Origin of the sequence: Brevinema andersonii (assembly GCF_900112165.1) — a bacterium.
In the GTDB taxonomy this organism is placed as follows: domain Bacteria; phylum Spirochaetota; class Brevinematia; order Brevinematales; family Brevinemataceae; genus Brevinema; species Brevinema andersonii.
Genome location: NZ_FOKY01000001.1, coordinates 166,672 through 192,679, shown reverse-complemented (window position 1 = coordinate 192,679; position 26,008 = coordinate 166,672). Strand labels below are relative to the sequence as shown.

Here is a 26,008-nt window from a genome sequence, read left to right as displayed (position 1 = left end):
AAATATACTCTAATAGGAGTATATTTATGTTGTTTTTTTGTTATTTGAGGTGTATATGGTAAATACTCATATAAACTTAGGAATTCAGGGATCGAATCTTATTGTTCAGGTAGTTGGCCGTGCGACAGCAGAATACTGTCCGGAATTAGATTCACATTTGACAGAATTTTTTCGTTGTAATAAAATAGAACGAGTATTTTTTGAATCTCATGAAGCATGTTATATGGATAGTTCGTTTATTGGGATTATTTTGTCAATTAAGAAAAAGTTCAGTCTAAAAGAAAATTCTGTATTTCTTTTGAATCCTGATAAAAAAATTACTGATATTTTTGAATTGATGGGATTGGAGACTTTTATTCCGTCGTTATTTTCTGAAGAATTGGATTGTTCCTCTTGCGGACATGAGATTAATAAAAAACTTGAAAATACAATATCAGATATTCGTCTTCTTTTGGAAGCTCATCGTACTATTATGGAGACCAGTGAAGAAAATCATAAACGGTTTGCTTTGGTAGAAAAAATGTGCTTACAAGAACTAGAAAAACGGCTGTCTCATTAAAAAAGAGGATTAATATGTCAAATGTTCATCCGACGGCGATTATTTCAAAAAATACGGTTTTAGGAGATAACGTCAAAATAGGTCCTTATGTTGTTATAGAAGGTGATGTAAGCATTGGAGATAATACTATTATTCATCCTCATGTTTATATCAAAGGTCCTTTATCTGTAGGGATTTCTAATGAGATTTTTTCTGGTTCATGTCTGGGAGCGGCTCCGCAAGATTTTTCTTATAATGGTTCGGACGGTAAAATAATAATCGGTGATCATAATATTATCCGTGAAGGTGTCACAATCCATGCTCCTGTTTGCTATGATAATGCTGATATTTCAAAAAATACAATAATTGGTGACCACTGTTTGCTTATGGTTAATGCGCATATAGCACATAATGTTGTTCTCAAAGGTCATGTTATTCTGGCAAACGGGGTGCTTCTTGCAGGATCCTGCGTTGTCTATGATTATGCCTTTATTTCTGGTAATGTTTTGGTGCACCAAGGCGTACGAATTGGTGCTAATGTTATGATTTCCGGAGGATCTCGTATCGGACGTGATATTCCTCCTTTTATGCTAGTATCGAGTTATTACGGATTGATTTCTGGTATTAATTCGGTTGGCTTGCGTAGAGCAGGCTTTTCGATCCAGGAACGTGAGACAGCGAAAAATATTTTTCGTATTTTTAAAGAATTTAATTCCTTAAATGGTGCACGTGATGCTATTGTTGCTCATTATCCTGATTGGCAAGATAATAGAATGGTTCGGATCACCTTGGAATTTTTAGCGCAGTCTAAGCGTGGTATTTCTGAGTTTGGTGAAGGACGTACAGCAAAAAATTCATTGGATTTTCATCAGTAAGGCTTATTATGGGTAAAATTTTTATTATTGCTGGCGAAGTTTCAGGGGATATGTTTGCCGCACAATTGATGTCTGATATTTCTCAAAAAAAACAAGTCCAGTTTGTAGGATATGGCGGACAGCACATGTTAAAACAAGGTTTGATGCCTCTTTATGAAGATAATACGTTGTTTTCTGCTGTCGGTATTTTGGAAGCTGGCCGTTTTCTTTTCAAACAGTGGAAAATGTTACGTAAGATTGTTCCCTATGTAAAAAAGCATCATATTAAGAATATTGTTCTTGTTGATCATGAAGTTTTTAATATTTTGGCTGCTAAGAAAATACGAAAGGCTTTAGGTTCTTCTGTGAAAATATTTTTCTTTATACCTCCTCGTGTGTCAATGTGGGGCAAAAAAACTGCTCCTGTGGTGGCTAGTTTATGTGATGCGCTTTTTTGTTATATGCATCCTGATGTAGCTATTTATAAGCAGTATACAGATAAGGCATTTTACTTTGGAAATCCTTTGTCTGCGAAATTAAAAAATTTTATTCCAAATAAGCAGTTCTATCAAAAACATAACTTAAATTCCCATATACAATATATAGCATTGATGCCAGGTTCACGTTTACAAGAGATTGATTCATTGTTGCCTGTTTTTTTAAGGACGGCGAAACGCTTTTATAATCAGCATACTGTTGAGTTTTTAATGGCTATTGCTCACCAGGGCCTAAGACAACGCATTGAAAAAGAGCTAAAAAAGCAAAATTTTAGACATGCCGTTCATATTTTAGATGATTCCAGCCTTGAAGTGATGGCGCATTGCAAATATGGTTTGGTTGGCGCTGGTACGATTACGCTTGAAACAGTGATGACAGGTATGTATCCTATTATTGCTTATAAAGTGAATCCTATTACGTTTTGGATGATTAGAAAATCCGAAGATCTTCCTGATTCAACATTAATTGGTTTGCCTAATGTTTTTTTACAGCAACGTATTTTCCCTGAATTGCTGCAGTTTGAAGTTAACGAAGAAAATCTTTGTCGAGAGCTTAATTTTATCCATAATATGCAGACTACGATGCGGGAATATGTTATGCTAGATGCTCAGGAAAGATTAAGTGATGCTTTAGGTAGTATCCATTCTATTGAGAAGGTTGCAGATTATATTATAGAGCATATGCAGGATACAATTAGTGGCTAGGATTCTTGCTATGGATGTTGGGACAAAGCGCATTGGTCTTGCAATGACCGACGATATGAGAATTATTGCATCTCCTTTTGAAGTTGTTCCCAATGATGAGAATTTTTGGAATTATCTCAAAAAAATCGTCCCCTTTTATCGTATTGATTGTTTTGTTTTAGGCAAGCCAGTTCATGATGGTGAAAATTCATTTTTGCCATTTGTAGTTTCATTTGGATGCCGGCTTGCGCAAGAATTTTCTTTTCCTATTTACTGGCAAGATGAAACATTATCTTCTAAAGAAACCCGGCTTCATTTGATTGCTTCTGGAAAAAGGGGTAAAAAATTGAAACAAAATATCGATCGGTATGCAGCTCAAGCCATATTAGCGAATTTTCTTGAAATGTACGGAAAAAATCGCGGAGAATTATTCCTGCCAGATAAGGAATTACTATGAGACGGTTTATGTTTTCGGACATTCCGGATGAACAATCCATTTTTCAGCCTTCTGTTGATCAGGTTCATCATATGATTAAAGTTCTAAGGTTGCGTCCAGGAGGTGTTTTTGAAGCTGCAGACGGTAGGGGCGGAATTGCAGAATTAGAGATGCTTGATACTTTTGGAAATCTGCGGGTCATTGCGAAATATCAAGGTAATGAGATTCCGTTATCTGTTTCAGCTTGTATTGCTGAACTTAAAAATGATGCTATGGAACAATCGATTAGCATGCTGGCTGAGATTGGTATTCAAAGGATTATCCCTTTTTATAGTGAGCGTTCGATACCAAAATTTAATTCAAAAGATAGGGTTAAAAAGCAACAAAGACGCCAAAAAATAGCTAATGAGGCTATTAAAAAAGTAGGAGGCTTATTTTCTTGTATTGTTGAAGAATCGCAAATGTTCGATTATTTTTTGCAGCAATTAATGCAATTTTCAACAAAAATAGTATTTTGGGAACATACTCATACTAGAATTTTAGGCTTTCCTGAGTCAAGTATATTTGAGCATACAGCATTTGTTATTGGCCCTGAAGGCGGTTTTTCGCCTAATGAAATTAAAAGTTTTTCTAATATAGAGTGTATATTCTCTTCTCTAGGAACACGGATTTTAAAAGCTCCTCAAGCAGCAGCGGCAGCAGCATATTTGGTGCGATATCTTTCGGAAAATATTATATCTCCTGAAGTAGGAAAGATTTAAATTCACTATTCTTATTGTTAAGTGTTGTATTTTTAGGGATTTCGTTGTCAAATTCTACTGTACGATTTCTAATATTTTGGTGAGATAAAACCAAAATATTATATTCCACATAATTGTAAATAATATTTATTCGATCAGCAGCATCTTTAGCTGCATAAAAATTCAATAAAGCTTCTTTCTCGAAGAAAAGTGCTCGTGCTTGATTGGCTTTTGCATAGTTCACATTGATAACACCTAAATTGTTTCGTGCTTTAGCATACTGTGTATAAATTTCTACATGTCTTTTATTGTTCAATTCAGGTACAAGAATGTTCTGCATCAAATTTTGGTAAGTATTGGCTGCTTTTTGAAATTCCACTTGCGACAAACGTGGATTATTGACCTGGTACAACACACTTCCTAATGCGTAACTCAAAGTAGGATTGCCAGGTTCTTCTTTATAAATATCGCTCCAAAGCGTTAGGGTATCTTGGAAATTTTTATTGTAATATTCCAGCCAGCCAAGGTTATAGTTAAGCAGAAAATCTTTTACTTTTACAGGCATAAGGGCTTTTGCTGTCCTGTAATGGAATAAAGCTGTATTTAACGACTGGGATGAATTTCCTGATTCTTTATCCCAATAAAAGTATAAATGACCTAAATTTATATGGGGCCGGTAGCTTAAGGGTTCTATAGACAATGCTTGATCAAATAAATTTTTAGCTTGTGTCAAACGGTCGGGAATTGACGGAGTTATAAGAACTGCTTCGCCTAACAAATTATAACTTTTTGCGTTCTTGACATTTAATTTGATTGAGTTAGTTAATAATTTTGTTGCTTTTGGAATATCTGAAGAGAGAATATTGTAACGCGCAAACTCATAATACGTATCGCTGAGAATGTTGGAAACTTTGTTTGGTGGGATATTGTAATGCTGCTGCAACGATTTTTGGAATGCAGGCATTTTTTGAATATTCCTATCGACAAATGGTATAACAAGTCGGAAAATCTTTTCAGCATCAGCTAGCTCTCGCCGGTCTATATAATATGCCAACAGTTTTGTGAGAACATCAAGGTTGAGAAATTTAGGATGTAGCTGTTCAACAATATTATAAATTTCTTTTACTTTTTGAATGTTATCAGTTTTTATGTAGATATCGATCATACGATAGTAAGGTGCAATATTTTTTAAGTTGTTGAGAATGAAATTTTTGTAAATATCTGCGGCTTGATAATATATTTCTGTTTGAATGGCTTGATCATTTCTGATAGCTTCGGCTTTTGCCATGTATAACCCACCATAATAATCCCAGACTTCGAAATTGTTAGGGTATATAGAACTCAACTTATTGAAAATATTGATAGCTGCTGAAAAATCAGGAGGTGTCAAATTTGTATAGAAATCAGCGGCTTGTTTGGCGGCGGCAATATTTTTGGGCTCGATGATGAGTGCATTTTTATATTTTATTTCGGCAAGCTGAATCATATTTTTGGCTGCATAGACTGATGCAAATTTTAAATTCCATTTAAGACTGGGTTTTCCTGCTGTCTGCTGGGCCTGATTAAACAAACTCTCGCCTTCCGTAAAACGAGTTTCTTGGACAGCTAACAAACCTTTTTTATATAAATTTTCAACGCGGACTGGTTGTGCTATAAATGTCCATGAAGCGATACCAAATGTAATAAAAATAACGGCAATAAGCACGATTTTTTTAACGGCTTTAGAAAAATCTTCTTTAAAGTGCTCGAATGATTCGACATCATCAGCAAAAAAAGTAGAACGGCTTGTTTCACTGATGCTGGAAAGAGGAATAGATTCGTTATCAAGCCTTTCAAGGTGTTTGTCAAGAAATTGCTTGATTTTTGTTTCTTCGGCATCTGTCAGTAGCAAGGAGACTAATTCATCGAAATATTCTTTATGAAATTGAGGTTCTAAAATGATATTTCTAAGTTCAAAGCGTAAATCTTTATCTTGAATGGTATTGATTTTTTCTCGGATTGAAAAGATGCGTTCTTCATCAAGTCTGATACTGGAAATATCTAATAATGAATTATCATCTTTCCATAAATCAAACCGTGCTTGATTTTCTTGGTTTTCAAAATCAAAGTTTTCATTTGTTTCTGGAATTTCTTCAGTAATTTCCGATTCTGTTTCATTGAAATCCGGTAATTCTGTATCAATATCTTGAAAATTATTGAGCTCACCAGAATCTTCTAAATCTGTGACAGTTTCTTCTTGCTGGTAGTCATTATAAAGTTCATCTGGTGATTCGATATCAAATTCATTGAAAGTGCTGGGAATTTCATCAAATTGAACCTCTTCATTAATATTTAAAGAAATATCATCAAAGTTATTTGCTAATGCATCTGATTCATCAAATAAAGAGATTGTTGTGTTATCTTCCTCTTTTTTAAGAAGTTCGGGAGTATTTTCTTGGCTTCCTTCAATAATGTCATTTTCATCCCAACCTTCTAAATCAAATTCATTTTCTATTTCTTCCGGAGATACAATCATATCATCTAAAGACATATTGGGACTATCATTTTCTATAGAAAAATCTTGAACAGGTTCATTATCTGTTTGTTCTTCTGTGTAAACAGGTTCATCTAATCCTGATAGAGAATCTAGAATACTTTGATCTAGGTCTAATTCTTCCGAGTTTTTGGTTTGTGGTTCAATAGCAGGTTCATCAGATTGTTCTATATCATTCTCGACAGCAAAAGATTCACGTAATGCGTAGCTGATATTCCCTGGCAATTCTGGAGCATTATTGATCTCTTGGGTTCTCTCGCTGGCGCTTTCTGAGTTGGAGTAAGCATCAAAAATTTTAGAAAAATCCATTACAAAATTATTTCTTCCTTCTATAAATTTTTCCGTATTTTATTTTCGGATTTTTTCTGTGTTTCTATATATTTCTAATGGCTTATTTAATTACGGAAAAAAGCCAATATATTGACTTTTTGGGCTCCAGCATTTTTGAGAAGGCGTGCTGCCTCATTAACAGTACTGCCGGTCGTGATGATATCGTCTATGAGTAAAACTTCATTGGGGATATTTTTTGTGTTCAGCTTTAGAAAGTCACGCCGGGATTTTCTTTCTTTTCCGGAAAGGTTTTTCTGTGCTATAGATGGATCGGTTTTTACGCTCCATTCTACAGCTTTAATGTTGAAGTGTTTTAAAATTTGCTTCACAGGATTGAATCCTAAATTCCAATACGTGGTGCGGCTGCAGGGAATAATAACAGCTTCACGTCCTTGATAAGGTGTTAAGAATTTTGCCAAAATCCTTACTAAATCATATTCAGCAGTACGGTATCCTTGAAACTTAAATGCATGAACCAGTTCTTTAATCACAAAATCTTTGTACCAAAAACATGATTCTAAAGAATCCCAATAAATTTGAAGATTTTTGCAGTTATAACATTTGGTACCTGATATCCCCTTAAAACTATGGCAAATAGAGCAGATATAAGGTGTATTCCTTACAGGTTTTAGATCGTTAGCACATGAGCCACATATATGAAAATAAGGAAAAGTCTGTTTCGAACCACAATTAAGGCAGGGATTTTTCAAAAAATAGTGAATTAGCTTTTTTATCATAATTATTTTTTTTAATATTTGTTTTTTTTATAGCATCAAATCGTAAAATATATTATAATTTATTTATTGTTTTCCATCTAAATTTGGAATTGAAATTTTAATAAAAGGGGATCTATGGCACCGGTATTAAAAATAACTGCACTATTGTTTCTACCGCTATGGGTTTATGCGGTGGATTTTGAAGATATAAAAAAACTTCCCGTTCAGCAGTATGAGCTGACCGATATTATTACCAAACTTTATCAAAAAAATGAACTTCCACTTCTCGATCGCTGGAAAGACTTAGCTCCAGCCTCATTTAAGCAAGTTGATTTTGTTAAGGCTTATGTGCTTGCGGGTGATAGAGCAATCCAGCGCAAACAGTTTGATGAGGCAATAGTCTATTATATTCGTGCTTATCAGCATATAGGCCGCCACCCTCAGAAAATTTATGCAGCTTATCAAGCAGCATTTTATCTCTATGCACAACAGAAACGCGCAGAGGCTCTGTTTTATATCAACAGGGCTGTGGAAGAATTAATTTATCTAAAAAATAAATCAGTGCTTAAAGATGATATTTTCATTCTCAAACGGCGTATTGTCTGGCGTTATTTTTCGAGAATGGATGCTCTTCCAGATAATGCTGTCAGTGCTATTGCCTTTGATGGGGATGATGTTTGGATTGGTTTGTGGTCAGGAGGGGTGGCGCGGTTTACGCGCAGCAGTTCAGAGTTGGAAATTTTTAACCCCAGAAACAGTGCTCTGCCATCATTTTATATTCGTGATATTCTTGTTCAAAAAGACAGAGTTTGGGCTGCTACGCAGTCTGGGCTTGCTTACTACGATAAAAAATCTTCTCAATGGATCAAAATACCACAATTTGCTGATACTAGGTTCAAGCGTTTTATTTTTGAAAACGGCAGCTTCTATGCAGCAACACTGTATCGAGGGGTATTCCGTAGCGCTGATGGCATAGCTTGGACTAATATTATTTCGTCGAAAAGCATCTCTGATCTTCTTAAAATCGATGACAAATTATTTGTTGCCAGTCCAGATCAAGGCATTTTCGTCTATCAAAATAATAAACTGACCCCTTTTTTGTCTAATGTGACTGCTCATACGTTTTTGCCCGGTGAGTCAAATAATGAATTTTGGATCGGTACTTATGGCCAGGGCTTGCTCCGGCTGGATAAAGATTCTGGAAAAATAATCAGGCAGTACGGTTATAAAGAATTAAATTCCGATTATATAGAAAGTCTTGCTTTTGTTGATGGTAATTTATGGATTGGCACTCTGGGAGCTGGTGCGACTGTTTTTGATGGGAAAAATTGGCATAGGTTGTCTCTTAAAGACGGTTTGCCTGATCTTAATGTTACTACAATTACTCGCGAGCGTTCGCATTTGTGGTTTGGAACGTTAGCAGGAGGCATTGGGATTTATCTTTTTCAAGAAGAAGCACCAATTCAAGGAGCATTCTATGATTAAACCTGATGCCATTCACGAGCAGCAGCTTCAAGAAGCTGTCGGACGCGCTGTACATTTAATTTCCAACGGTGATGTTTTTGCTCAAACAAGCTGTTCGCAGACTGTTGCGTTTGAGTATGATAAGCTTCAAACAGTAGATGATGTTTCTTCTTCGTCATTAGGATGTCGCGTTTTCGAAAATAGCCGTGTGGGCAATTCATTTATAAATGATCCAGTTTTAATAGAAAAAATGATCGGCAATGCTCGTGAATCGGCTTTATTTGGAGAAAAATTATCTGTTAAATTACCTTCTGCTTCGGCTTACCAATCTATTCCATGGCTTTTTTCGGAAAAAAACTGCTCCTATTCTAAGCAGGACCTCAAAGAAATTGCTTACCAACTAATGCTAGAAGTGAAAAAAATTGCCCCTCAAGCAAAAATTTCTACATCAGTTCACATTAGTTACAGCCGGTTTTTTTTGCAAAATACAGAGGGCTTTGAAGGTAGTTATGCAGAATCAGTACTTTACCTTACAGCTGGGCTTTTTGAAATAGCTCCTGATGGTTCTTTCTTAGAAATTTATGAAGGTGCTCCTTTTTATGATGAACCTTTTGATTTTATTCGGATTCTTGAGCTGCTCCAAAAACGTGTCGAACTTTCTCGCAGTACTTATCCCATAAAAAGCGGAGTATTTCCTATTATTATTGCACCATCAGCATTGGATTTGGTTTTTGATCCCTTGCTAATTGCCGCAAACGGCAAGACCTTTTATAAAGGTATGTCTTTTTTTGCCGATAAAATAGACGCATTTGTTGCATATGAAAAATTGACTTTAGTGGATGATCCTCTCTATAAATATGGATCTGCTACTCCTTTCGATGATGAAGGAACAGTCAGTAAGTCTCTTGATATTATCAAGGACGGCGTTTTTAAAAATTTCATTTACGACTGTGCAACTGCTCAAAAAATGAATACTCAAACAACAGGGCATGCAACCCGATCATTTGGATCTTTGCCTGCTCCGGGATTTACTAATCGCGTAATTGGAGCGGGTGATATGCCTCTTGAATCCTTGATTAATTCGATTGATTATGGTATCTTGTTGGCAGGAGCTTTGGGAGAAGGACAATCCAACGTCCTAGCAGGAGATTTTTCTGTGCTTGGCGAAAGTGCCTTTCTTATTCAAAATGGTGTTCTCAAGGGTCGCATCAAAGACACTATGATTTCGGGAAATTCTTTTGAATTATTAAATAACATAGGAGGATTGGGGGATACGCTATATCAGGAGGGATCACTGTTTGCACCTTATATGCTTTTTCATCAAGCGAATGTTTCTTCCAAATAAATTAAGGAGAATTATATGACAGGTCGTTCAAAATTAGAATCGATAAAACAAAGGCTTGACATTGAAAATCTAGACCTCGAGACTCGAAGAAAAATGTTTGAAGACTTCAAAAAAGCTGGAGGTCGGGTTGTTGATTTGGATTCTGAAGAAAAAACAAGCAAGTCAGCATCTTCTACTTCTTCGAAGCCTGTTATTTCTGAAGCACCTCGTAGAGCTAAATCATCTGCTAAAAAACCTGAACATTCAAAAAAATCGTCTGCTATGCTCCAGGGTGTTAAAACTCCTCTGCAAGTTGCAGAGACTGGACAAAAAAAACCTTCTTTGTTTACATTATGGGGATTTAAGCTCAATTGTGTTATATCTTGGATTTTTAATTTTTCCGCTACAGATTTTCGTCATCGATTTATCCGTTTGGTGTTAATTCGTTATAGAAATATACTTCTCAGTTTGAAATTTTTTTTAGATCCTGTTTTTTCTACCAATAATCTTCAGTCACTGGAATTTCGCGAGCAATTTTATCGAATGAACAGCCTTCAGGATTATGAATTTGCATACCGAATTTTTTCTCTTTACAATGATCAATTATTTGAGAGTCTTGAAAGAACTATCCGTAAAAGTGTTTTTACAGCAAAAGATGATCTTAAGCCGCTGTTTGCTGATTTATATCTCCTCAAGCCTCATGCAGCGCGTATTAAAGTAGCTTGTATGCTTGTATTACAAAGATTTACACGTTGCAGTCCAGAAGCTGCTGCTAAAAATTATTCTCAAGATAAAATAGATTGTTTTTTTGATTTCATATGGGATCAGTTTTATTGGGAAATGGATAATTTGATGAATTATTACTGTGCTGATGAAAGTATCGCCCGAAAAAAAGTTCTCACTCTTGATGAGTTTCTCAATATTAAAAATACAAAACAAATCGGCTCTTATGCTGAAGAATGGAAACAAATTCACATGCTTAAAGATATTGAGGATCAGGAAAAATCTCAAATGGATCTTTCCGAAGCAGATTCTTCTGAAGATTCCGATTTGTTTGCTAGAGTGGAATTTCCCAATGATACTGTCCGCGAAGGTGTCGATTTCCTTATTAAATCTGTTGATTTTAATTCTTATTATAAAAAGTTTAAAGAAAATAATGATTTGCGTTCGCTTTTTGAGCCCTCTGACAAGCTCTTGTATGCTTATGCGATTATTGATTTTTTTGATAGTGAATTTTCGTTTTTATGGAATTCTGTTCTAAATTTTTATATTTTGTCCGACGGTTCGATTGGTCGTTACGATCCTAAAAAAGAACTCGCCAATCTCAGTAACCGCCTTAACCAGTTTTATGAAATGGTGAATGATTATCTTCGCTTACTACGTGATCATAATGAACTTAGCCGTTCTCACACAGCTGCCCAACGTCTGCAATCGGAACAAAAAGAAAAAGAATTGGCGCGTGCTTCATACAATGTGCGTAATACACTTAGCAGGCTCATGCAGGAATATGATATTATTTTTTCACGTCTCATCAAGCTTCAAGAAAGTGGGGAAACCATTGTTGGTAGTTGGGATGAACCTATTGTTTTGAAAGTTAAAAATTCCAATAAAATAGTTAATGAGATGCTTGTTAAAGATGCTGTAGCTTTGGCTCAAGTGATCGTCCATACAATGAGCTGGATGCTTAATCGTTCGGATTTATCAGGGTTGGGTATCCGTTTGATCCAGCCGCAAATTATCCCTCAATATCTTTTAACAGAATAATGGTTCTGAAAGAATCGAATGTTCGATTAGATGGCTCTTATTATAATGCTAAGCATTATTTTTTAATAAGGAAGAGGGTTAACATGGTTAACAAACATATGATAAATATACAAAAAATTACAACAATCAATGTTGATCGAAAACATGTTTTATATTTGTACACGGATTTGGGGCATTTTTCGACTATTATCACAACTCAAGAACTGTGTGCATTGGAAAGAGCTTTGGAAGATAACGTAAAATCCTATGCTAGTAATATCATGCGCTATCATAATATTAGTTTGAAGCGTGTTTATATTTTTCTACGAGACAGTACAATCAAGTGTTTGGTTGAAACAGACGATGCTCAGATAAGCTGTGGTTTTATGGAAGCTTTGCTTTTGGGAATTGAATCAAATGCCGAGGTTCTTATTGATAAAACCATGCTGCAGAACGAATATGATCCTGATAATCTTGAGCATCAACAGTTAGTCAATGAAATTTTAGAAGAAGAGAAGGAGTTTTGGGTGGCACGTAAAATAGAAACATTGCTCAAAGAAATTGACACCGCTATCAAAGAAGAACGTTATGAAGAAGCGGCAGTTTTACGGGATCAAATCAACATGCTCAGCCAAAAATAAATTTATGGATATTAGTAGTCGAAAAAAAATGTTACGTTCTGAAATAGAGAAAAGTTTTAAACTTTTCTCTATTTCTATTTCTGAAAAATACGAGAAAAGCAAGCAATTATGCCTCCGTGGAGAACATCTTTTGCCTCAGAGTGGTGTATGTGCTTTTTATGCAGCGATAGATTTCGAGCCTGATTTGAGTCTGTTGGCTGAAAAAGCACTCCAGCTTCGTTTAAAGATACTATTTCCACGTATCTGTTGCAAAAGTATGCATTTTTGTACTGTATCAAATCTTCAGCAGTTGAAGCCTGGAACATTTGGTATTCTTGCACCAGAAACTCCTATTCATCATCAAAAAATTGATGTATTTTTTGTGCCGGGATTAGCGTTTGATGCTTCAGGAGGTAGATTGGGACGCGGCGGCGGTTATTATGACCGCTTTTTGAGCATATTTCCCCAAGCCTTTAAGGTAGGTGTGTGCTTTGAGCAGGCGATTTTACCAAAAATTCCTGTTGATAGGCATGATATTACAATGGATGCGATCCTTACAGAGAGCAGAATTATTTTTTGCAGCGATACAAAAAATCCGTCAAGTAGTGACGTGTAATTCCGCAGATTTCATCAAAAAGCGCTTCGTTCAACGGCCGACTAACAACTTTTAGCTGAGGTTCTTGGGAAAATAATTCGTATTTTTCTGTCAATTGATGAAAATTTCGATTGCTTGTCATTAATTGCAAGATATAACGATAATTTTTATAATCTGAAAATCCAGGGCTGGGATATTCAAATCCTAAATATTTTAATTTCCATTCCAAAAAATATAGGTGTGATATAGTTCCGTTTTTGCGATTTTTCACTATTATATGTGGGTGAGGTTGAAGTATCAAATTGATTTCTTCTGCTAGTTCTCGATGTACAGTGTGGTCTCTGCTGGGGTCGGATACTTCTATTTTGCCCATTGGCACTTCAAATGTTTTTTGTTTAATGATTGGTCGGTACTGTTCTACAAAAATGCCAATATGATGGTCAATTGTGACGAAGCAGGAAATAAAATCTTTGCGTTTAATAATCAAATAATCTTTGTAAGTTCCGTTGCTACGTTTATGTTGTAAAATCTGCACTTCGGGGAAGTGAATAATATCTTCTGCGGTGAATTTTCTTACCATAAGTCCTCCATTATGCGAAATTATAGCAAAAATTGCGATATTTAACAAATTATGATATATTTTTGTAAAAAAAGAGACGAATGATTGACATTCTTAAAAAAATAATTTATAATTTCTTGAGTATTTTGCCCACATAGCTCAGTAGGTAGAGCACTTCCATGGTAAGGAAGCGGTCATTGGTTCGATTCCGATTGTGGGCTTGTGTTGACAAAGGAGAAAATAATGGCTCAAATAATCACCCTCGAATGTGAAAGCTGTGCGGAACGCAATTATACCACCACAAAAACAAAAAAAATGACACAGCAACGTACGAAGTTGGAACTGAAAAAATACTGCCCGCGTGAGCGAAAGCATACTTTGCATAAAGAAGTGAAGTAAAAACTAGGGTAGTAGCTCCAATGGTAGAGCGTCGGTCTCCAAAACCGAGTGTTGGGGGTTCGAGTCCCTCCTGCCCTGAGAAACTATATGGATAAAGAATATGACAAAATTATTAGAATTTTTGAAGGGTTCGGTCGAAGAGCTTAAAAAAGCTTCTTGGCCCTCAAAAGATGAGGTAGTTCGTGCTTCCGTTGCTGTGCTTATTTTTGTTGCTGTTTTTTCAGCTTTACTTTTTGGCATAGATTGGATTGTGCGAATTCTGCTTCAAGGATTGATGCGATAATGGCAAGAGGATGGTTTGTGATCCAGGTGCAGACTGGATTTGAAAATAAAGTTTATTCAAGACTTTTAGAAAAGAAGAATGGTGGCAGTTTGCGTGATGTTCTTATTGATGTTAGAGTTCCTGAAGAAGAAATAGTTGTCGAAAAACGCAATAAAAAAGTTGTTCAAAAGCATAAATTGTATCCTGGTTATGTTCTTGTTGAACTTGATCTGCCTGAAGATGAAATGGCATGGAAGGCTGTATATGCTGATATTCGGAATATTGTGGGAGTGGGGATGTTTCTCACTGCAGGCGGCGGTAATCGTAAACCAGCTCCCTTAACTTTTGAAGAAGTGCGTGGTATTTTTGAAAAGACTGGTGATATTGCTTCTGGAAATTATGCTGAAACTGCTAAGATATGGGATATAAATGAAAAAATCCGTATTGTTGATGGTCCATTTAAAGATTTTGAAGGTGTTATCGATGAAATTAACGGCGAAAAAGAGATGCTTGTGGTTGCTGTAGAGATATTTGGACGTTTGACACCTGTAGAATTGGAATTTAATCAGGTACAAAAAATATAAAATTGACAGCAGGTGCTTCTACTGCTGCTTGGTTTTAATAGAAAATAATGGGAGAAATATATGGCATCCCCTAATGTGAAGGTCTCTTCTGTTGTGAAGTTGCAGATTCCTGCTGGTCAAGCCAATCCTGCACCTCCTGTAGGTACTGCGTTAGGTCCAAAAGGGATACAATTGCAGGCATTTTGTCAGCAATTCAATGAAGTAACAAAAGATAAAGTAGGTTTTGTAATTCCGGTTGAAGTTACGATTTATACGGATCGGTCTTTTACGTTTGTACTAAAAACTCCTCCTGCATCCAATCTTATTCTGAAAGAGTTAGGTATAGCGAAAGGATCATCAGAACCTAATAAAAATAAGGTTGGGACGCTCAGTAAAGAGCAAGTTAGGAAAATTGCTGAACTCAAAATGCCTGATTTAAATGCATTTGATATTGAGGCGGCAATCCGTATCATCGAAGGTACAGCCCGAAATATGGGCGTTGAGACGGAGGCTTAACGATGAAAGTGATTGAGCGTAATGGTATTCGCTATAAGGGTACAAAAAGACAAATTGAAGCTATTCAAAAATTTGATCTTTTGGTTCCTTATGGATTAGATGAAGCGGTTAAAATGGTTAAGGAATTGGCTACAGCTAAGTTTGATGAAACAATAGAATTGCATTATAATTTGAATATTAAACAAAAGCATAATATACGTGATACGGTAGTGATGCCTCATAATGTCGGTAAAGAATTCAAAGTACTCGTATTTGCCGAGGGAGATAAGGCTACTGAAGCTAAAAATGCTGGTGCTGATTTTGTTGGTTCTGATGATCTTATCCAAAAAATTAAAGATGGTTGGTTTGAATTTGATGCAGTTGTGGCCACTCCTGATATGATGCCTAAGTTAGCTGTTATTGCTTCAGGATTGGGTCGTAGGAAATTAATGCCTTCTCCTAAAACAGGGAATGTAACTTTAGAAGTAGAGCGAGTTATTAAAGAATTTAAAGCTGGTAAAGTAGAAGTGCGTGCTGATAAAACAGGTAATGTTCATATTGTTGTTGGTAAGAAGACGAAATCCGATCAAGATTTGGCAGAGAATGTGATGGCTATTCACCAATTAATTATGCGTAATAAACCTATAGATTTAAAAGGTGAATATATTAAAACGCTTGTAATTACATCTACTATGGGTCCTTCTATCCGTATTGATTTTAAAAAATTAACAGCGTAGGATAAAAAAATGTTAAAAAAGGCAGAAAAAATTGAATTAACGAAAATGGTTACTCAAGAAATTAGTGAGGCTGATGGATTTGTTATTTGTTCCTTTCAGGGGTTAACTGTATCTGCGGGAAATGTACTGCGCAGAAATCTTTATAATGTCGGAGCAAGGGCACGTGTCATGAAAAATCGCTTGCTCAAGAGAGCATTAGAAGAAAATAACATAACTAGTATGAATCAATATCTTTCAGAATCGACAATGATTGTTCTTGGGAAACAGGATGCAATGGCAGCTATTAAAATTTTAGGTGATTTTGCTAAAGAAAATGAAGAAATTGGATTTAAAGCTGGATTTATTACAGGGACAGAATATACCCAAGCTGAAATTATTGAGATTTCAAAACTTCCCGGACGTATTGAACTTATTGCGATGGTTGCTGGTGGATTAAATTCTGTTCTTTCTATGTTTAATGGTACTTTAGAAGCACTTGCTTCTAAAAAAGAAGGTGCTTGATTATTATTTAATTAAAAAAATTAGCCAAGGAGCTTTATTATGGCAGATAATGTAACAAAAGTTTTTGATTTAATCAAGGAAATGACAGTTTTAGAATTGAATGATCTTCGTAAAAAAATAGAAGAAGAATTTGATGTAAAAGCTGTTGCTCCGGTTGCAGTTGCTGGTGCAGCAGGTGCAGACTCAGGTGCAGACTCAGGTAATACTACGGTTTCTGTGTTTGTTAAAGATCCAGGAGCAAGTAAGATCGAAGTTATTAAAGTAATTCGTGAAATTACTGGTTTGGCACTTAAAGAAGCAAAAGAAATGGCAGAAAGTGCAGGTGCTAAACCTCTAAAAGAGGGTATTGAGCAAACAGAAGCTGATCAAATTGCAGAAAAACTTAAAGCAGCTGGTGCTGTTGTTGAAATTAAATAACCCCCTTTCATTCATTGTGCAAACCCCTATCCAAGATAGGGGTTGTATGCATGTTGCTCTATATTTCTATAATCCTGCATGATCAAAGTGCGGGATCAATCAAATTATAAATGGAGAATTTCATGGCAAAGCAGTTAGAACGTGTGTCTTTTGCCCAATTCCAAACACAAACAGATGCTCCGGATCTTCTTGCGATTCAGTTGGATTCTTTTCAGGAGTTTCTACAAGCTGACGTTGACCCTAAAAATCGTGAAAAAAAAGGCTTAGAAGGTGTATTCAGTTCGACTTTCCCCATAGAAAGTACGGATGGTAATATTGTTATCGAATATGTGCATTACGAGGTTGGCGAGCTTAAATATACACAAGAAGAAGCTTTTGATAAAAATCTCACTTATAGTGCACCGTTGAAAGTGATTTTTCGTCTTATCGACAGAAAAACAGGCGAAATTAAAGAAAAAGATATTTATATTGGTGATTTTCCTATTATGACCAATAGAGGCACGTTTATCATAAATGGAGCAGAACGTGTTGTTGTTAATCAAATTTATAAGTCACCGGGTGTACTTTTTAGTGCAAAAAATAAGGAATATTCTTCCAAGATAGTTCCTGAAAAAGGATCATGGCTTGAATTTTTGATTGATACTAAAAAAGATCTGATGTATGTTCGTATCGATTCGAGACGTAAAGTTCTTGTTACTATGTTGTTACGTGCTTTAGGAATGACTGTTGAAGATATTATACTTAGATTTTTTGATATGCAGGAAGTTGTACTTGATGATTCTTCTGAAGCTGTTAGCCGCCTAGTAGGTCAATACCTTGGTGAAACTGTTTATGATGCTGAAAATAATGTTATAGCTTCAGCTATGGATAAATTGTTTCCTAACACTGTCAATCAGTTTTTTCAAAAAGGTGTTCATTCTGTCAAAATTATTACTTCAGAATCCTTGCAGAAGAATAAAACATTAGTCAATACGCTTGAAAAAGATGATGCAAAAGATAACATGCAGAAAGCAGTCAAAAAAATATATAGTATTTTGCATCCCGGTGAGGCTGCACCATTTGATGTTATTGTTCGTGATTTAAATAATATGTTCTTCAATAATCGTTATTATGATCTTGGAGAAGTTGGACGCTATAAATTAGTGATGAAATTGTATAATGATCTTGAAAAACAGGATAGGGATGCACTTTTAACTTCTTATACTCTTTCTTTTGAAGATATTTCGAGAGCACTCCGGCATTTAATTGCAGTTGCGAATGAAGAAGAACCTGTTGATGATGTTGATCATTTAGGGAACCGTCGTGTCCGTAGTGTTAGTGAATTGATTGTTGCGCCTATTACATCGGCATTTTCCACAGTTGAAAAATCTATTTACGAAAAACTATCGACTCGTGAAATTGAAGATTTGTCTCCTCAAAATATTATTAGTATTAAGCCTATTATGTCTGCTATTAATGATTTTTTTGGAATGAGCCAGCTGTCCCAATTTATGGATCAAACAAATCCTATTAGCGAATTAACTCATAAAAGACGTTTGTCTGCGTTGGGGCCAGGAGGCTTGTCACGTGATAGAGCAGGATTTGAAGTTCGTGACGTTCACTATACACATTATGGCCGAGTATGTCCTATTGAAACACCTGAAGGTCCTAATATTGGTTTAATTGTGTCATTAGCTATTTTTGCACGTGTTAATCATTACGGTTTTCTTGAAACCCCATATCTTGTTGTTAAAGATGGAAAAGTTACTCAGGAAATTGTTTATTTGTCCGCAAATGAAGAAGAAAATATGTATATTGTGCCCGTTAATGTTGAGATGGATCGTGATTTCAACATATTGGAAGAATTTCCACGCGTGCGTTATAAGGGTGAATTTGAATTAGTTCCTAAATCGAAAGTACAATTAATGGATGTTTCTGCATTGCAACTTTTATCAGTGTCGGCGGCTTTGATTCCGTTTATCGAGCATGACGATGCTAACCGTGCTTTGATGGGTTCAAATATGCAACGCCAAGCTATGCCTCTTCTTAAAGCGACTTCACCTATTGTTGGGACAGGGATGGAATATTATGTAGCTCGTGATTCACGTGCTGTTATTTTAGCTCAGGAAGAAGGTCAAATTACTGCTGTTGATTCCACTTCTATCACTCTGAAAACAAAAAAAGGTTCTACATCGTATAAACTTTCTAAATTCCGGCGCACTAATCAAGATACAAGCTTTAATCAGAAACCTGTTATCAATGTTGGAGATAAGGTGTCTCCTGGTGATATTTTAGCGGATGGTTTTGGTACAGAACAAGGAGAACTAGCTTTAGGGAAAAATGCTGTAGTTGCGTTTATGCCCTGGAATGGATACAATTATGAAGATGCTGTTCTTTTGTCAGAAAAGCTCATTAAAGATGATGATTTTACTTCTATATATACTACGGTTTTTGAGTGTCCTGCACTTGAAACGAAATTAGGTGCTGAAGAAATTACGCGCGAGCTTCCGAATGTAGGTGAAGATGCCTTGCGCAATTTGGATGAGGATGGTATTGTACGTATTGGCGCCTATGTGAAACCTGGAGATATTTTAGTTGGAAAAGTGACTCCTAAAGGTGAACCTACCGAAACTCCTGAATTCCGTTTGTTGCATGCAATTTTTGGTGAAAAAGCAAAAGATGTACGTGATACTTCACAACGAGTACCTCACGGCGAGGATGGAGTTGTTGTTGATGTTAAAGTTTTCACTATCAAAAATGGTGATGAACTTTCTCCTGGTGTTCTTAAGTTGATAAAAGTATATCTTGCGAAAAAACGAAAAATCAAACCCGGTGACAAAATTGCCGGGAGACACGGGAATAAAGGTGTTGTGTCCCGTGTTATGCGTGAAGAGGATATGCCGTTCCTGCCGGATGGACGTCCTGTTGATGTGTTGCTTAATCCGCTAGGAGTGCCTTCCCGTATGAATTTGGGTCAGCTGTTTGAGACACTTTTGGGATATGCCGGGCTTAAGCTTGGTGTGAAGTATCAGTGTGCTGCATTTCAGGGAGCAAGCCTTGAGCAAATAGAAACACAAATTGATCTTGCTAACGATAAGTTGCTCAAAGAGCTTCGTGAAGAGCGTTCGCGTTACGGCGAGGCGGAAGAGCAGATTAAAGAGTATTGGGATATTGTAAAACTGAAAAAAGACGGAAAGTATCATCTTCGAGACGGGCGTACGGGTGAATTTTTTGAAAAGCCGGTGTTTGTCGGTGTGATGTATGTTCTGAAATTACATCATATGGTTGACGATAAACTTCATGCCCGATCTGTCGGTCCGTATTCTTTGGTTACGCAGCAGCCTCTCCGCGGTAAGGCTAACTTTGGTGGTCAGCGGCTTGGGGAAATGGAAGTTTGGGCACTTGAAGCATACGGTGTAGCTAATCTTCTTCAAGAAATGATGACCGTTAAGTCTGATGATACCGATGGGCGCGTACGTGTTTATGAAGGCATCATCAAAGGTAAAAATGTTACGGCTCCTAACATTCCTGAATCTTTCAATGTGCTTGTTCAGGAATTGCGTGGGCTTGCGCTTGATATACAAGTTTATGATAAAAACGGGAAACGTGTGCCGTTGAACGAAAAAGAAAAAGAAATGCTCGATATGCGCGTTCATTTGGTTTGATGAAGATAAGAAAAAATAGAGAGGCTAATAATTATGAAAGGAATGCAAGGATTTGGTTCGATTTCGGTGCATCTGGCGAGTTCTGATTTAGTGCGTTCATTGTCGCACGGTGAGGTCTTGAAGCCCGAAACAATCAACTACCGCACCTTAAAAGCAGAAAAAGATGGCTTGTTCTGTGAACGTATTTTTGGGCCGACACGCGATTACGAATGCTCGTGTGGAAAGTTCCGTTCGATTCGCTATAAAGGCATTTGCTGTGACCGTTGCGGTGTCGAGGTGACGGAATCCAAAGTTCGACGTTATCGTACCGGTCATATCGAACTTGTAGATCCTATAGCCCATATTTGGTATTACCGTATTATCCCTTCTAAAATTGCTATACTGTTAGATGTTGCTCCTAGTGATATTCAAAGTATTTTATATTTTGAAAAATATATTGTTATTGATGCTGGGGAAACGGATCTTTCTCCAAATCAGGTATTGACTGATGAAGAATATGATGAATATAGGGATCGTTATAAAGAAGCATTCACTGCAGGAGCTGGTGCAGGTGCGATTCGTCAAATTTTGCGGAATCTGGATTTGGATGCTTTAGCTGATGAACTTCGTGCAACTAATGAATATCAAAACAAAAGCGACAAAAAAGTAATAAAACGTCTTGAATTGGCAGAAGATATCCGTCGTTCGAAAAATAAGCCAGAATGGGTTGTACTGGATGCTGTACCAGTTTTACCTCCCGATTTGCGTCCTATGGTTCCACTAGATGGTGGGAGATTTGCTACTTCTGATATCAATGATCTTTATCGGCGTTTAATTAACAGAAATAACAGACTTAAAAAATTAAAATCAGTAAATGCTCCTGATATTATTATCAAAAATGAAATGCGAATGGTTCAAGATGCTGCTGACTCTTTGTTTGATAATTCTCGTAGAGCCCATCCTGTGACCGGCGGCGGTGACCGTCCTCTTAAATCTTTGTCAGACATCCTTAAAGGCAAGCAAGGGCGATTCCGGCAAAATCTTTTAGGGAAAAGAGTTGATTATTCTGGACGTTCTGTTATTATTGTTGGACCCAATCTTAAGCTTCATCAGTGTGGGCTTCCAAAACAGATGGCTTTGGAGCTTTTTAAGCCGTTTGTTATGCGGGGGTTAGTTGAAAAGGAATTTGTGTCTAATATCAAAGCTGCAAAACGCTATATCGAAATTGAACATGAAAAAGTTTGGGAAATTCTTGAAGAAGTAGCTCAAAATCATCCTGTTCTTCTTAATCGTGCACCAACATTGCATCGATTGGGTATTCAAGCGTTTGAGCCTATTTTAGTTGAGGAAAAAGCCATACAGCTACATCCATTAGTTTGTCATGCCTATAATGCAGACTTCGATGGTGACCAAATGGCTGTACATGTTCCACTTTCTCCTGAGGCTCAAATTGAAGCATGGATTCTGATGTTATCTAGCCGTAACCTTCTGAACCCTGCAAATGGACGTCCTATTGTCTACCCAACTCAGGATATGGTATTGGGTATTTACCATCTCACCAAGCCTAAACTTCATAGACCAGAACGTTTGAAAAAGTTTGATTCTTATCCGGAATTGCTTTATGCGGCAGACAGCAAGAAAATTGCTTACGAAGATTGGATACTTTATAAAGTTGATAATAATTGGGTAGAAACCACAGCAGGACGTGTGATTTTTAATCAAGTTATTCCTTCGCGAATTGGATTTGTTAATGAAACATTTACTTCAAAGCGTATTGAAAATTTAATCGCTCAATGTTATAAGATTTATGGGATTAAAGAGACGGCAAAGTTAGCAGATGATCTTAAGTCAATTGGTTATAGTCATGCGACGAAACTGGGTGTTACTATTTCCATTGCGGATGTTGAAATTCCTGAAGAAAAATACAGTATTGTCTCTAAAACCGAAGAAGAAGTCCGTAAAATTGAGGATAATGCTCGACGTGGTCTTATTACTTATGATGAAAAATACAATCAGGTTATTGACCTTTGGGCTAGTGCAAACGAACGTATTAAAAAACTTGTTGAAAACAAACTGAAAGACAGTGAAGATGGATTCAATGCCCTTTATATAATGATGGATTCCGGAGCGCGAGGCAGTCGGGAACAGATTCGGCAGTTGGCTGGAATGCGTGGTCTTATGGCTAAGCCTTCAGGTGAAATTCTTGAAATGGCGATCCGCTCAAACTTTAAAGAAGGTCTTTCTGTGCTTGAATATTTTATTTCTAGTCATGGTGCTCGTAAGGGTCTAGCAGATACGGCTCTTAAAACAGCTGATGCTGGTTACCTCACGCGTAAGTTAGTGGATATTTCACAGGATGTTGTTATTACTACTCATGATTGTGGCACTCTGCGTTATATGGAGCTTGAAGCAGTACGTCAGGGTGAAGAAATTATAAAAACACTGGCCGATCGATGTTTGGGCCGCGTTGCTGCTATGGATATTTTTGATCCGAGAAATGGAGAACTTATTTGTCCTGCTAATGAAATTATTGATGGAGAAGCGGTGAAAAGAATTGAAGAAGCTGATATTGATAAAATTCGTATTCGTTCTGTGTTGACGTGTGAAGCAGATCAAGGTGTTTGCGGTAAATGTTATGGTTGGGATTTGTCTCAATTAGATACAGTAAATATTGGAGAAGCTGTTGGAATTATTGCTGCTGAATCTATTGGTCAGCCAGGTACGCAGTTAACGATGAGAACTTTTCATATTGGTGGCACTGCGGCTACATCACTTGAAGACAATCAGTTAGCTCTAGGCTATGATGCTTATATTCTTTCTGTACCGGAAAATGTAGTTGAACGTCAAACTGAAACCGGTCTTGAAAAAATTATTACTCGTAAAGGAAGTATAGAGGTTCAGAAAATTTTGGCTCAGATTCCTGTTGCTAATATTGCAGATCCTTCTGAAGCTGATCGCCTCAATGGAAAAGACGTGGCGAGTGAGCATACTGTTGCCATACTTAAGAATAGCGAAGAAGTTCGTTTTGGTCGTAGAGTACGCCTTCAGAAGGAAGGTTCTGTTCTGTTAGCTTTAGAGTCTCAGAAATATAATTATCCTGTACGTGTGGGCTCTAAACTGCTTGTTTCAGCAGAATCTATTGTCAAGCGTGGAACAGCACTAGTTGAATTTGATCCTTATAATGAACTTTATGTTTGTGAGTTTGACGGTATCATTCGTTTTGCTGAAAAAGAAGTAGATGGACAAATAGAAAAAGATAAAAGTTTGCTTTTAGTGGTTGATCAGGAAGGAAATGAGTTAGAACGTTTTATGTTAATTACAGGGGTTTCGCTTGCTGTCGAAGAAGGTAGTATGGTCAAGGCTGGTGATACTGTTGCACGAAGACCTATGGCGAAACGTCGTACAAAAGATATCATTGGTGGGCTTCCTCGTGTTACGGAACTTTTTGAATCCCGGCAACCTAAAAATGCAGCTGTTATCTCTCTATCTGATGGTATCGTAGAATCCATTGACCATAAAAAGGGTAAATATACAATTGTTGTGCGTGCATCTAACGGACGGACCTTTAGTCATGTTATTTCTACGGGAAAGAATATTTATGTCCGCATTGGCGATAAAGTTGAAGCTGGGGAGCCGCTTTGTGATGGAGTTGTTTCTCCTCATGATATTTTGCGTGTATTGGGCCAGAATGCTGTAGAACAATTTTTGCTGGAAGAAATCCAAGCTGTATATAGGCTTCAAGGTGTAGAAATTAATGAAAAACATATTTCTATTATTATCAGACAAATGCTTCGAAAAGTAGAAATTACAGATCCTGGTGATACAGAATTTATTATTGGCCAAACGGTGGATCGTCATATTTTCAGTAAGGAAAATGAAAATGTCGTGAGTCAGGGCGGTGAATCAGCAAAAGCTAGACCTGTGCTGATGGGTCTTACAAAAGCTGCACTATTTACAGAAAGCTTTTTATCAGCTGCTTCTTTCCAAGAGACTCCTAAAGTTTTATCGGGTGCTGCATTAAAAGGTGCTGTTGATACTCTTCAAGGATTAAAGGAAAATTTAGTGATTGGTCAATTGATTCCTGCAGGTACAGGTATTAAACATTATGACTCATTGAAAATTTTAGGAAAAAAATCTTAAAAGAATTGAAAAAATATGCAAAAGACTAGACAAAATAGGAAAAATAATCTATAATTTTGTCATAATTACTACTTTTATGTATTTCTGAAGATATATTCTGGCACTTTCTTCAGAAATATCTTCTGAATTAAATAATATCAGAAGATTTTTATCCAGAATTTGTGCGAAATAATTGTGAGGGAATAGAAATTTTTAGATGCTTTTGTTAATCTATGTTTTATTCGGAGATTGACAAAAGCTATTGTTTTGTTTTATAATACAGTGAATGTATATCTATTTAAGAAGAATAAAGAGGATTTGTATAATGCCTACAATTAATCAGTTGGTACGTTTTGGCCGCCAAGCCTCAGAAAGAAAAACAAAGTCTCCTGCTCTACGTTCTAATCCGCAGAGAAGAGGTGTGTGTACTCGTGTTACAACGATGACACCTAAAAAACCAAATTCAGCTCTTCGTAAGATCGCTCGTGTGCGCTTGACAACAGGCGTGGAAGTTACAGCTTATATCCCAGGTATTGGTCATAATTTGCAAGAACACTCTGTAGTGTTGATTCGTGGTGGTCGTGTGAAAGATTTACCTGGTGTTCGTTATCATATTGTGCGAGGTACACTGGATTCTATGGGTGTTGATAATCGAAGACAGGGTCGGTCTAAATATGGATCTAAACTCCCTAAAAGTTAGTACTTAGTTCCGAGTAAACATTATATAAAGTTGAAGAGATTTGCTTTAAAAAGCAAGACGGAAAAGAGGTTTTATTTTATGCCTAGAAAAAAAGTAAAAGCACATTTTCGGCCGCTGCTTCCAGATGGGAAGTACAGTAGCTTGTTAGTTACAAAAATGGTAAATCGAGTGATGTTAAATGGTAAAAAAAGCCTAGCTACATCTATTGTCTATGATGCTATGAAATTTTTATCAGAAAAAACAGAAAATGAGCCCCTCATGGCTCTTGAAACTGCTGTTAATAATGTTAAACCGCCAGTTGAAGTTCGATCTCGTCGGGTTGGTGGTGCTACTTATCAGGTTCCTGTTGAGGTTCGTCCTGAAAGGCAACTAGCTTTAGCGTTGAGTTGGATTGTGGATTTTGCTCGTAAAAGACGTGAACATTCTATGGAAGAGAAATTAGGAAAAGAATTATTGGATGCTTTTAATAATGCTGGTGCTAGTATTAAAAAGCGTACTGATACTTTGAAAATGGCTGAAGCGAATCGCGCTTTTGCTCATTACAAGTGGTAATAAGGAT

The 26,008-nt window shown here is 36.6% G+C and carries 24 protein-coding genes and 2 tRNA genes; 23 read left to right on the top strand and 3 right to left on the bottom strand.

The window, feature by feature from the left end; translation table 11 throughout:
- Window positions 1-55 precede the first annotated feature (55 nt).
- Genes BM018_RS00975 through BM018_RS00955 form a run of 5 tightly spaced genes read left to right on the top strand, consistent with a single transcriptional unit; the run spans window position 56 to window position 3,770 of the window.
- Complete coding sequence (locus BM018_RS00975; RefSeq protein ID WP_092317362.1) at window positions 56-559, top strand: STAS domain-containing protein; 504 nt, start codon at window positions 56-58, stop codon at window positions 557-559.
- A gap of 14 nt (window positions 560-573) precedes the next feature.
- The gene (gene lpxA / locus BM018_RS00970; RefSeq protein WP_092317358.1) at window positions 574-1,413 is read left to right on the top strand and encodes an acyl-ACP--UDP-N-acetylglucosamine O-acyltransferase; all 840 of its coding nucleotides are present in this window, start codon (window positions 574-576) and stop codon (window positions 1,411-1,413) included.
- An 8-nt stretch (window positions 1,414-1,421) separates the two neighbouring features.
- Entirely contained in the window at window positions 1,422-2,594 is a 1,173-nt protein-coding gene (locus BM018_RS00965) for a lipid-A-disaccharide synthase (RefSeq protein ID WP_092317355.1), read from the top strand.
- Window positions 2,587-3,030 carry a Holliday junction resolvase RuvX gene (gene ruvX, locus BM018_RS00960; protein WP_092317352.1) on the top strand — a complete coding sequence of 148 codons (444 nt, stop codon included), beginning with the start codon at window positions 2,587-2,589 and terminating at the stop codon, window positions 3,028-3,030. Before BM018_RS00965 ends, ruvX begins: the two co-directional genes overlap by 8 nt.
- Entirely contained in the window at window positions 3,027-3,770 is a 744-nt protein-coding gene (locus BM018_RS00955; protein WP_092317349.1) for an RsmE family RNA methyltransferase, read from the top strand. The genes ruvX and BM018_RS00955 overlap by 4 nt, the downstream gene beginning before the upstream one ends.
- Here the strand turns inward: BM018_RS00955 and flcA are convergent.
- Window positions 3,742-6,591, bottom strand: a complete 2,850-nt coding sequence (gene flcA, locus BM018_RS00950) for a periplasmic flagellar collar protein FlcA (protein ID WP_092317346.1) — start codon at window positions 6,589-6,591, stop codon at window positions 3,742-3,744. The two genes, BM018_RS00955 and flcA, sit on opposite strands and share 29 nt — an antisense overlap.
- Window positions 6,592-6,677: 86 nt before the next feature.
- Window positions 6,678-7,103 (bottom strand): ComF family protein, encoded by a 426-nt coding sequence (locus BM018_RS07740; RefSeq protein WP_159428109.1) that lies wholly within the window; start codon window positions 7,101-7,103, stop codon window positions 6,678-6,680.
- A 360-nt stretch (window positions 7,104-7,463) separates the two neighbouring features.
- Between BM018_RS07740 and BM018_RS00940 the strand changes: the two genes are divergently transcribed.
- From BM018_RS00940 to BM018_RS00920, 5 genes are all read left to right on the top strand, one after another.
- On the top strand, window positions 7,464-8,813 hold the full coding sequence (locus BM018_RS00940; RefSeq protein WP_092317340.1) for a ligand-binding sensor domain-containing protein: 1,350 nt from the start codon (window positions 7,464-7,466) through the stop codon (window positions 8,811-8,813).
- Window positions 8,806-10,137, top strand: a complete 1,332-nt coding sequence (locus tag BM018_RS00935; RefSeq protein WP_092317337.1) for a TldD/PmbA family protein — start codon at window positions 8,806-8,808, stop codon at window positions 10,135-10,137. Before BM018_RS00940 ends, BM018_RS00935 begins: the two co-directional genes overlap by 8 nt.
- Before the next feature lie 15 nt (window positions 10,138-10,152).
- Window positions 10,153-11,880, top strand: coding sequence for a hypothetical protein (locus BM018_RS00930; protein ID WP_092317334.1), 1,728 nt, complete (start codon window positions 10,153-10,155; stop codon window positions 11,878-11,880).
- An 83-nt stretch (window positions 11,881-11,963) separates the two neighbouring features.
- Window positions 11,964-12,500, top strand: coding sequence for a UvrB/UvrC motif-containing protein (locus BM018_RS00925; protein WP_159428108.1), 537 nt, complete (start codon window positions 11,964-11,966; stop codon window positions 12,498-12,500).
- Window positions 12,448-13,095 carry a 5-formyltetrahydrofolate cyclo-ligase gene (locus tag BM018_RS00920; RefSeq protein WP_092317328.1) on the top strand — a complete coding sequence of 216 codons (648 nt, stop codon included), beginning with the start codon at window positions 12,448-12,450 and terminating at the stop codon, window positions 13,093-13,095. The genes BM018_RS00925 and BM018_RS00920 overlap by 53 nt, the downstream gene beginning before the upstream one ends.
- Here BM018_RS00920 and BM018_RS00915 read toward each other — a convergent pair.
- A complete protein-coding gene (locus BM018_RS00915; RefSeq protein WP_092317325.1) occupies window positions 13,049-13,654 on the bottom strand; it encodes an NUDIX hydrolase in 606 nt (201 codons plus the stop codon). The two genes, BM018_RS00920 and BM018_RS00915, sit on opposite strands and share 47 nt — an antisense overlap.
- Before the next feature lie 127 nt (window positions 13,655-13,781).
- On the opposite strand from BM018_RS00915, the gene BM018_RS00910 reads away from it, so the two are divergent.
- The 13 genes from BM018_RS00910 (at window position 13,782) to rpsG (ending at window position 26,001) form a co-directional block, all read left to right on the top strand.
- A tRNA-Thr gene (locus BM018_RS00910) sits at window positions 13,782-13,854 on the top strand.
- A gap of 22 nt (window positions 13,855-13,876) precedes the next feature.
- Window positions 13,877-14,032 carry a 50S ribosomal protein L33 gene (gene rpmG / locus BM018_RS00905; protein ID WP_092317322.1) on the top strand — a complete coding sequence of 52 codons (156 nt, stop codon included), beginning with the start codon at window positions 13,877-13,879 and terminating at the stop codon, window positions 14,030-14,032.
- A 5-nt stretch (window positions 14,033-14,037) separates the two neighbouring features.
- Window positions 14,038-14,110: transfer RNA gene (locus tag BM018_RS00900), tRNA-Trp, on the top strand.
- 22 nt (window positions 14,111-14,132) lie between these two features.
- On the top strand, window positions 14,133-14,315 hold the full coding sequence (gene secE, locus BM018_RS00895; protein ID WP_092317319.1) for a preprotein translocase subunit SecE: 183 nt from the start codon (window positions 14,133-14,135) through the stop codon (window positions 14,313-14,315).
- On the top strand, window positions 14,315-14,878 hold the full coding sequence (gene nusG / locus BM018_RS00890) for a transcription termination/antitermination protein NusG (protein ID WP_092317316.1): 564 nt from the start codon (window positions 14,315-14,317) through the stop codon (window positions 14,876-14,878). The genes secE and nusG overlap by 1 nt, the downstream gene beginning before the upstream one ends.
- Before the next feature lie 60 nt (window positions 14,879-14,938).
- Window positions 14,939-15,373, top strand: a complete 435-nt coding sequence (gene rplK, locus BM018_RS00885) for a 50S ribosomal protein L11 (protein ID WP_092317313.1) — start codon at window positions 14,939-14,941, stop codon at window positions 15,371-15,373.
- Window positions 15,374-15,375: 2 nt separating this feature from the next.
- Window positions 15,376-16,089: a 50S ribosomal protein L1 gene (gene rplA, locus BM018_RS00880; RefSeq protein ID WP_092317310.1), complete on the top strand. Its 714-nt coding sequence runs from the start codon at window positions 15,376-15,378 to the stop codon at window positions 16,087-16,089.
- Between the two features lie 9 nt (window positions 16,090-16,098).
- Window positions 16,099-16,590, top strand: a complete 492-nt coding sequence (gene rplJ, locus BM018_RS00875; RefSeq protein ID WP_092317307.1) for a 50S ribosomal protein L10 — start codon at window positions 16,099-16,101, stop codon at window positions 16,588-16,590.
- A 39-nt stretch (window positions 16,591-16,629) separates the two neighbouring features.
- On the top strand, window positions 16,630-17,007 hold the full coding sequence (gene rplL, locus BM018_RS00870; RefSeq protein ID WP_092317303.1) for a 50S ribosomal protein L7/L12: 378 nt from the start codon (window positions 16,630-16,632) through the stop codon (window positions 17,005-17,007).
- Between the two features lie 122 nt (window positions 17,008-17,129).
- The gene (gene rpoB / locus BM018_RS00865; protein ID WP_159428107.1) at window positions 17,130-20,651 is read left to right on the top strand and encodes a DNA-directed RNA polymerase subunit beta; all 3,522 of its coding nucleotides are present in this window, start codon (window positions 17,130-17,132) and stop codon (window positions 20,649-20,651) included.
- Window positions 20,652-20,684: 33 nt separating this feature from the next.
- Complete coding sequence (gene rpoC, locus BM018_RS00860) at window positions 20,685-24,770, top strand: DNA-directed RNA polymerase subunit beta' (RefSeq protein WP_092317297.1); 4,086 nt, start codon at window positions 20,685-20,687, stop codon at window positions 24,768-24,770.
- Window positions 24,771-25,074: 304 nt separating this feature from the next.
- Window positions 25,075-25,449: a 30S ribosomal protein S12 gene (rpsL, locus tag BM018_RS00855; protein ID WP_092317294.1), complete on the top strand. Its 375-nt coding sequence runs from the start codon at window positions 25,075-25,077 to the stop codon at window positions 25,447-25,449.
- Between the two features lie 78 nt (window positions 25,450-25,527).
- Window positions 25,528-26,001 (top strand): 30S ribosomal protein S7, encoded by a 474-nt coding sequence (rpsG, locus tag BM018_RS00850; protein ID WP_092317291.1) that lies wholly within the window; start codon window positions 25,528-25,530, stop codon window positions 25,999-26,001.
- Window positions 26,002-26,008 lie beyond the last annotated feature (7 nt).

Coding starts and splice junctions, on each gene's coding strand:
- BM018_RS00975 (WP_092317362.1), top strand. CDS start 56: ATGGTAAATACTCATATAAACTTAGGAATTCAGGGATCGAATCTTATT.
- lpxA (WP_092317358.1), top strand. CDS start 574: ATGTCAAATGTTCATCCGACGGCGATTATTTCAAAAAATACGGTTTTA.
- BM018_RS00965 (WP_092317355.1), top strand. CDS start 1,422: ATGGGTAAAATTTTTATTATTGCTGGCGAAGTTTCAGGGGATATGTTT.
- BM018_RS00955 (WP_092317349.1), top strand. CDS start 3,027: ATGAGACGGTTTATGTTTTCGGACATTCCGGATGAACAATCCATTTTT.
- flcA (WP_092317346.1), bottom strand. CDS start 6,591: ATGGATTTTTCTAAAATTTTTGATGCTTACTCCAACTCAGAAAGCGCC.
- BM018_RS00940 (WP_092317340.1), top strand. CDS start 7,464: ATGGCACCGGTATTAAAAATAACTGCACTATTGTTTCTACCGCTATGG.
- BM018_RS00935 (WP_092317337.1), top strand. CDS start 8,806: ATGATTAAACCTGATGCCATTCACGAGCAGCAGCTTCAAGAAGCTGTC.
- BM018_RS00930 (WP_092317334.1), top strand. CDS start 10,153: ATGACAGGTCGTTCAAAATTAGAATCGATAAAACAAAGGCTTGACATT.
- BM018_RS00925 (WP_159428108.1), top strand. CDS start 11,964: ATGGTTAACAAACATATGATAAATATACAAAAAATTACAACAATCAAT.
- BM018_RS00920 (WP_092317328.1), top strand. CDS start 12,448: ATGAAGAAGCGGCAGTTTTACGGGATCAAATCAACATGCTCAGCCAAA.
- BM018_RS00915 (WP_092317325.1), bottom strand. CDS start 13,654: ATGGTAAGAAAATTCACCGCAGAAGATATTATTCACTTCCCCGAAGTG.
- rpmG (WP_092317322.1), top strand. CDS start 13,877: ATGGCTCAAATAATCACCCTCGAATGTGAAAGCTGTGCGGAACGCAAT.
- secE (WP_092317319.1), top strand. CDS start 14,133: ATGACAAAATTATTAGAATTTTTGAAGGGTTCGGTCGAAGAGCTTAAA.
- nusG (WP_092317316.1), top strand. CDS start 14,315: ATGGCAAGAGGATGGTTTGTGATCCAGGTGCAGACTGGATTTGAAAAT.
- rplK (WP_092317313.1), top strand. CDS start 14,939: ATGGCATCCCCTAATGTGAAGGTCTCTTCTGTTGTGAAGTTGCAGATT.
- rplA (WP_092317310.1), top strand. CDS start 15,376: ATGAAAGTGATTGAGCGTAATGGTATTCGCTATAAGGGTACAAAAAGA.
- rplJ (WP_092317307.1), top strand. CDS start 16,099: ATGTTAAAAAAGGCAGAAAAAATTGAATTAACGAAAATGGTTACTCAA.
- rplL (WP_092317303.1), top strand. CDS start 16,630: ATGGCAGATAATGTAACAAAAGTTTTTGATTTAATCAAGGAAATGACA.
- rpoB (WP_159428107.1), top strand. CDS start 17,130: ATGGCAAAGCAGTTAGAACGTGTGTCTTTTGCCCAATTCCAAACACAA.
- rpoC (WP_092317297.1), top strand. CDS start 20,685: ATGAAAGGAATGCAAGGATTTGGTTCGATTTCGGTGCATCTGGCGAGT.
- rpsL (WP_092317294.1), top strand. CDS start 25,075: ATGCCTACAATTAATCAGTTGGTACGTTTTGGCCGCCAAGCCTCAGAA.
- rpsG (WP_092317291.1), top strand. CDS start 25,528: ATGCCTAGAAAAAAAGTAAAAGCACATTTTCGGCCGCTGCTTCCAGAT.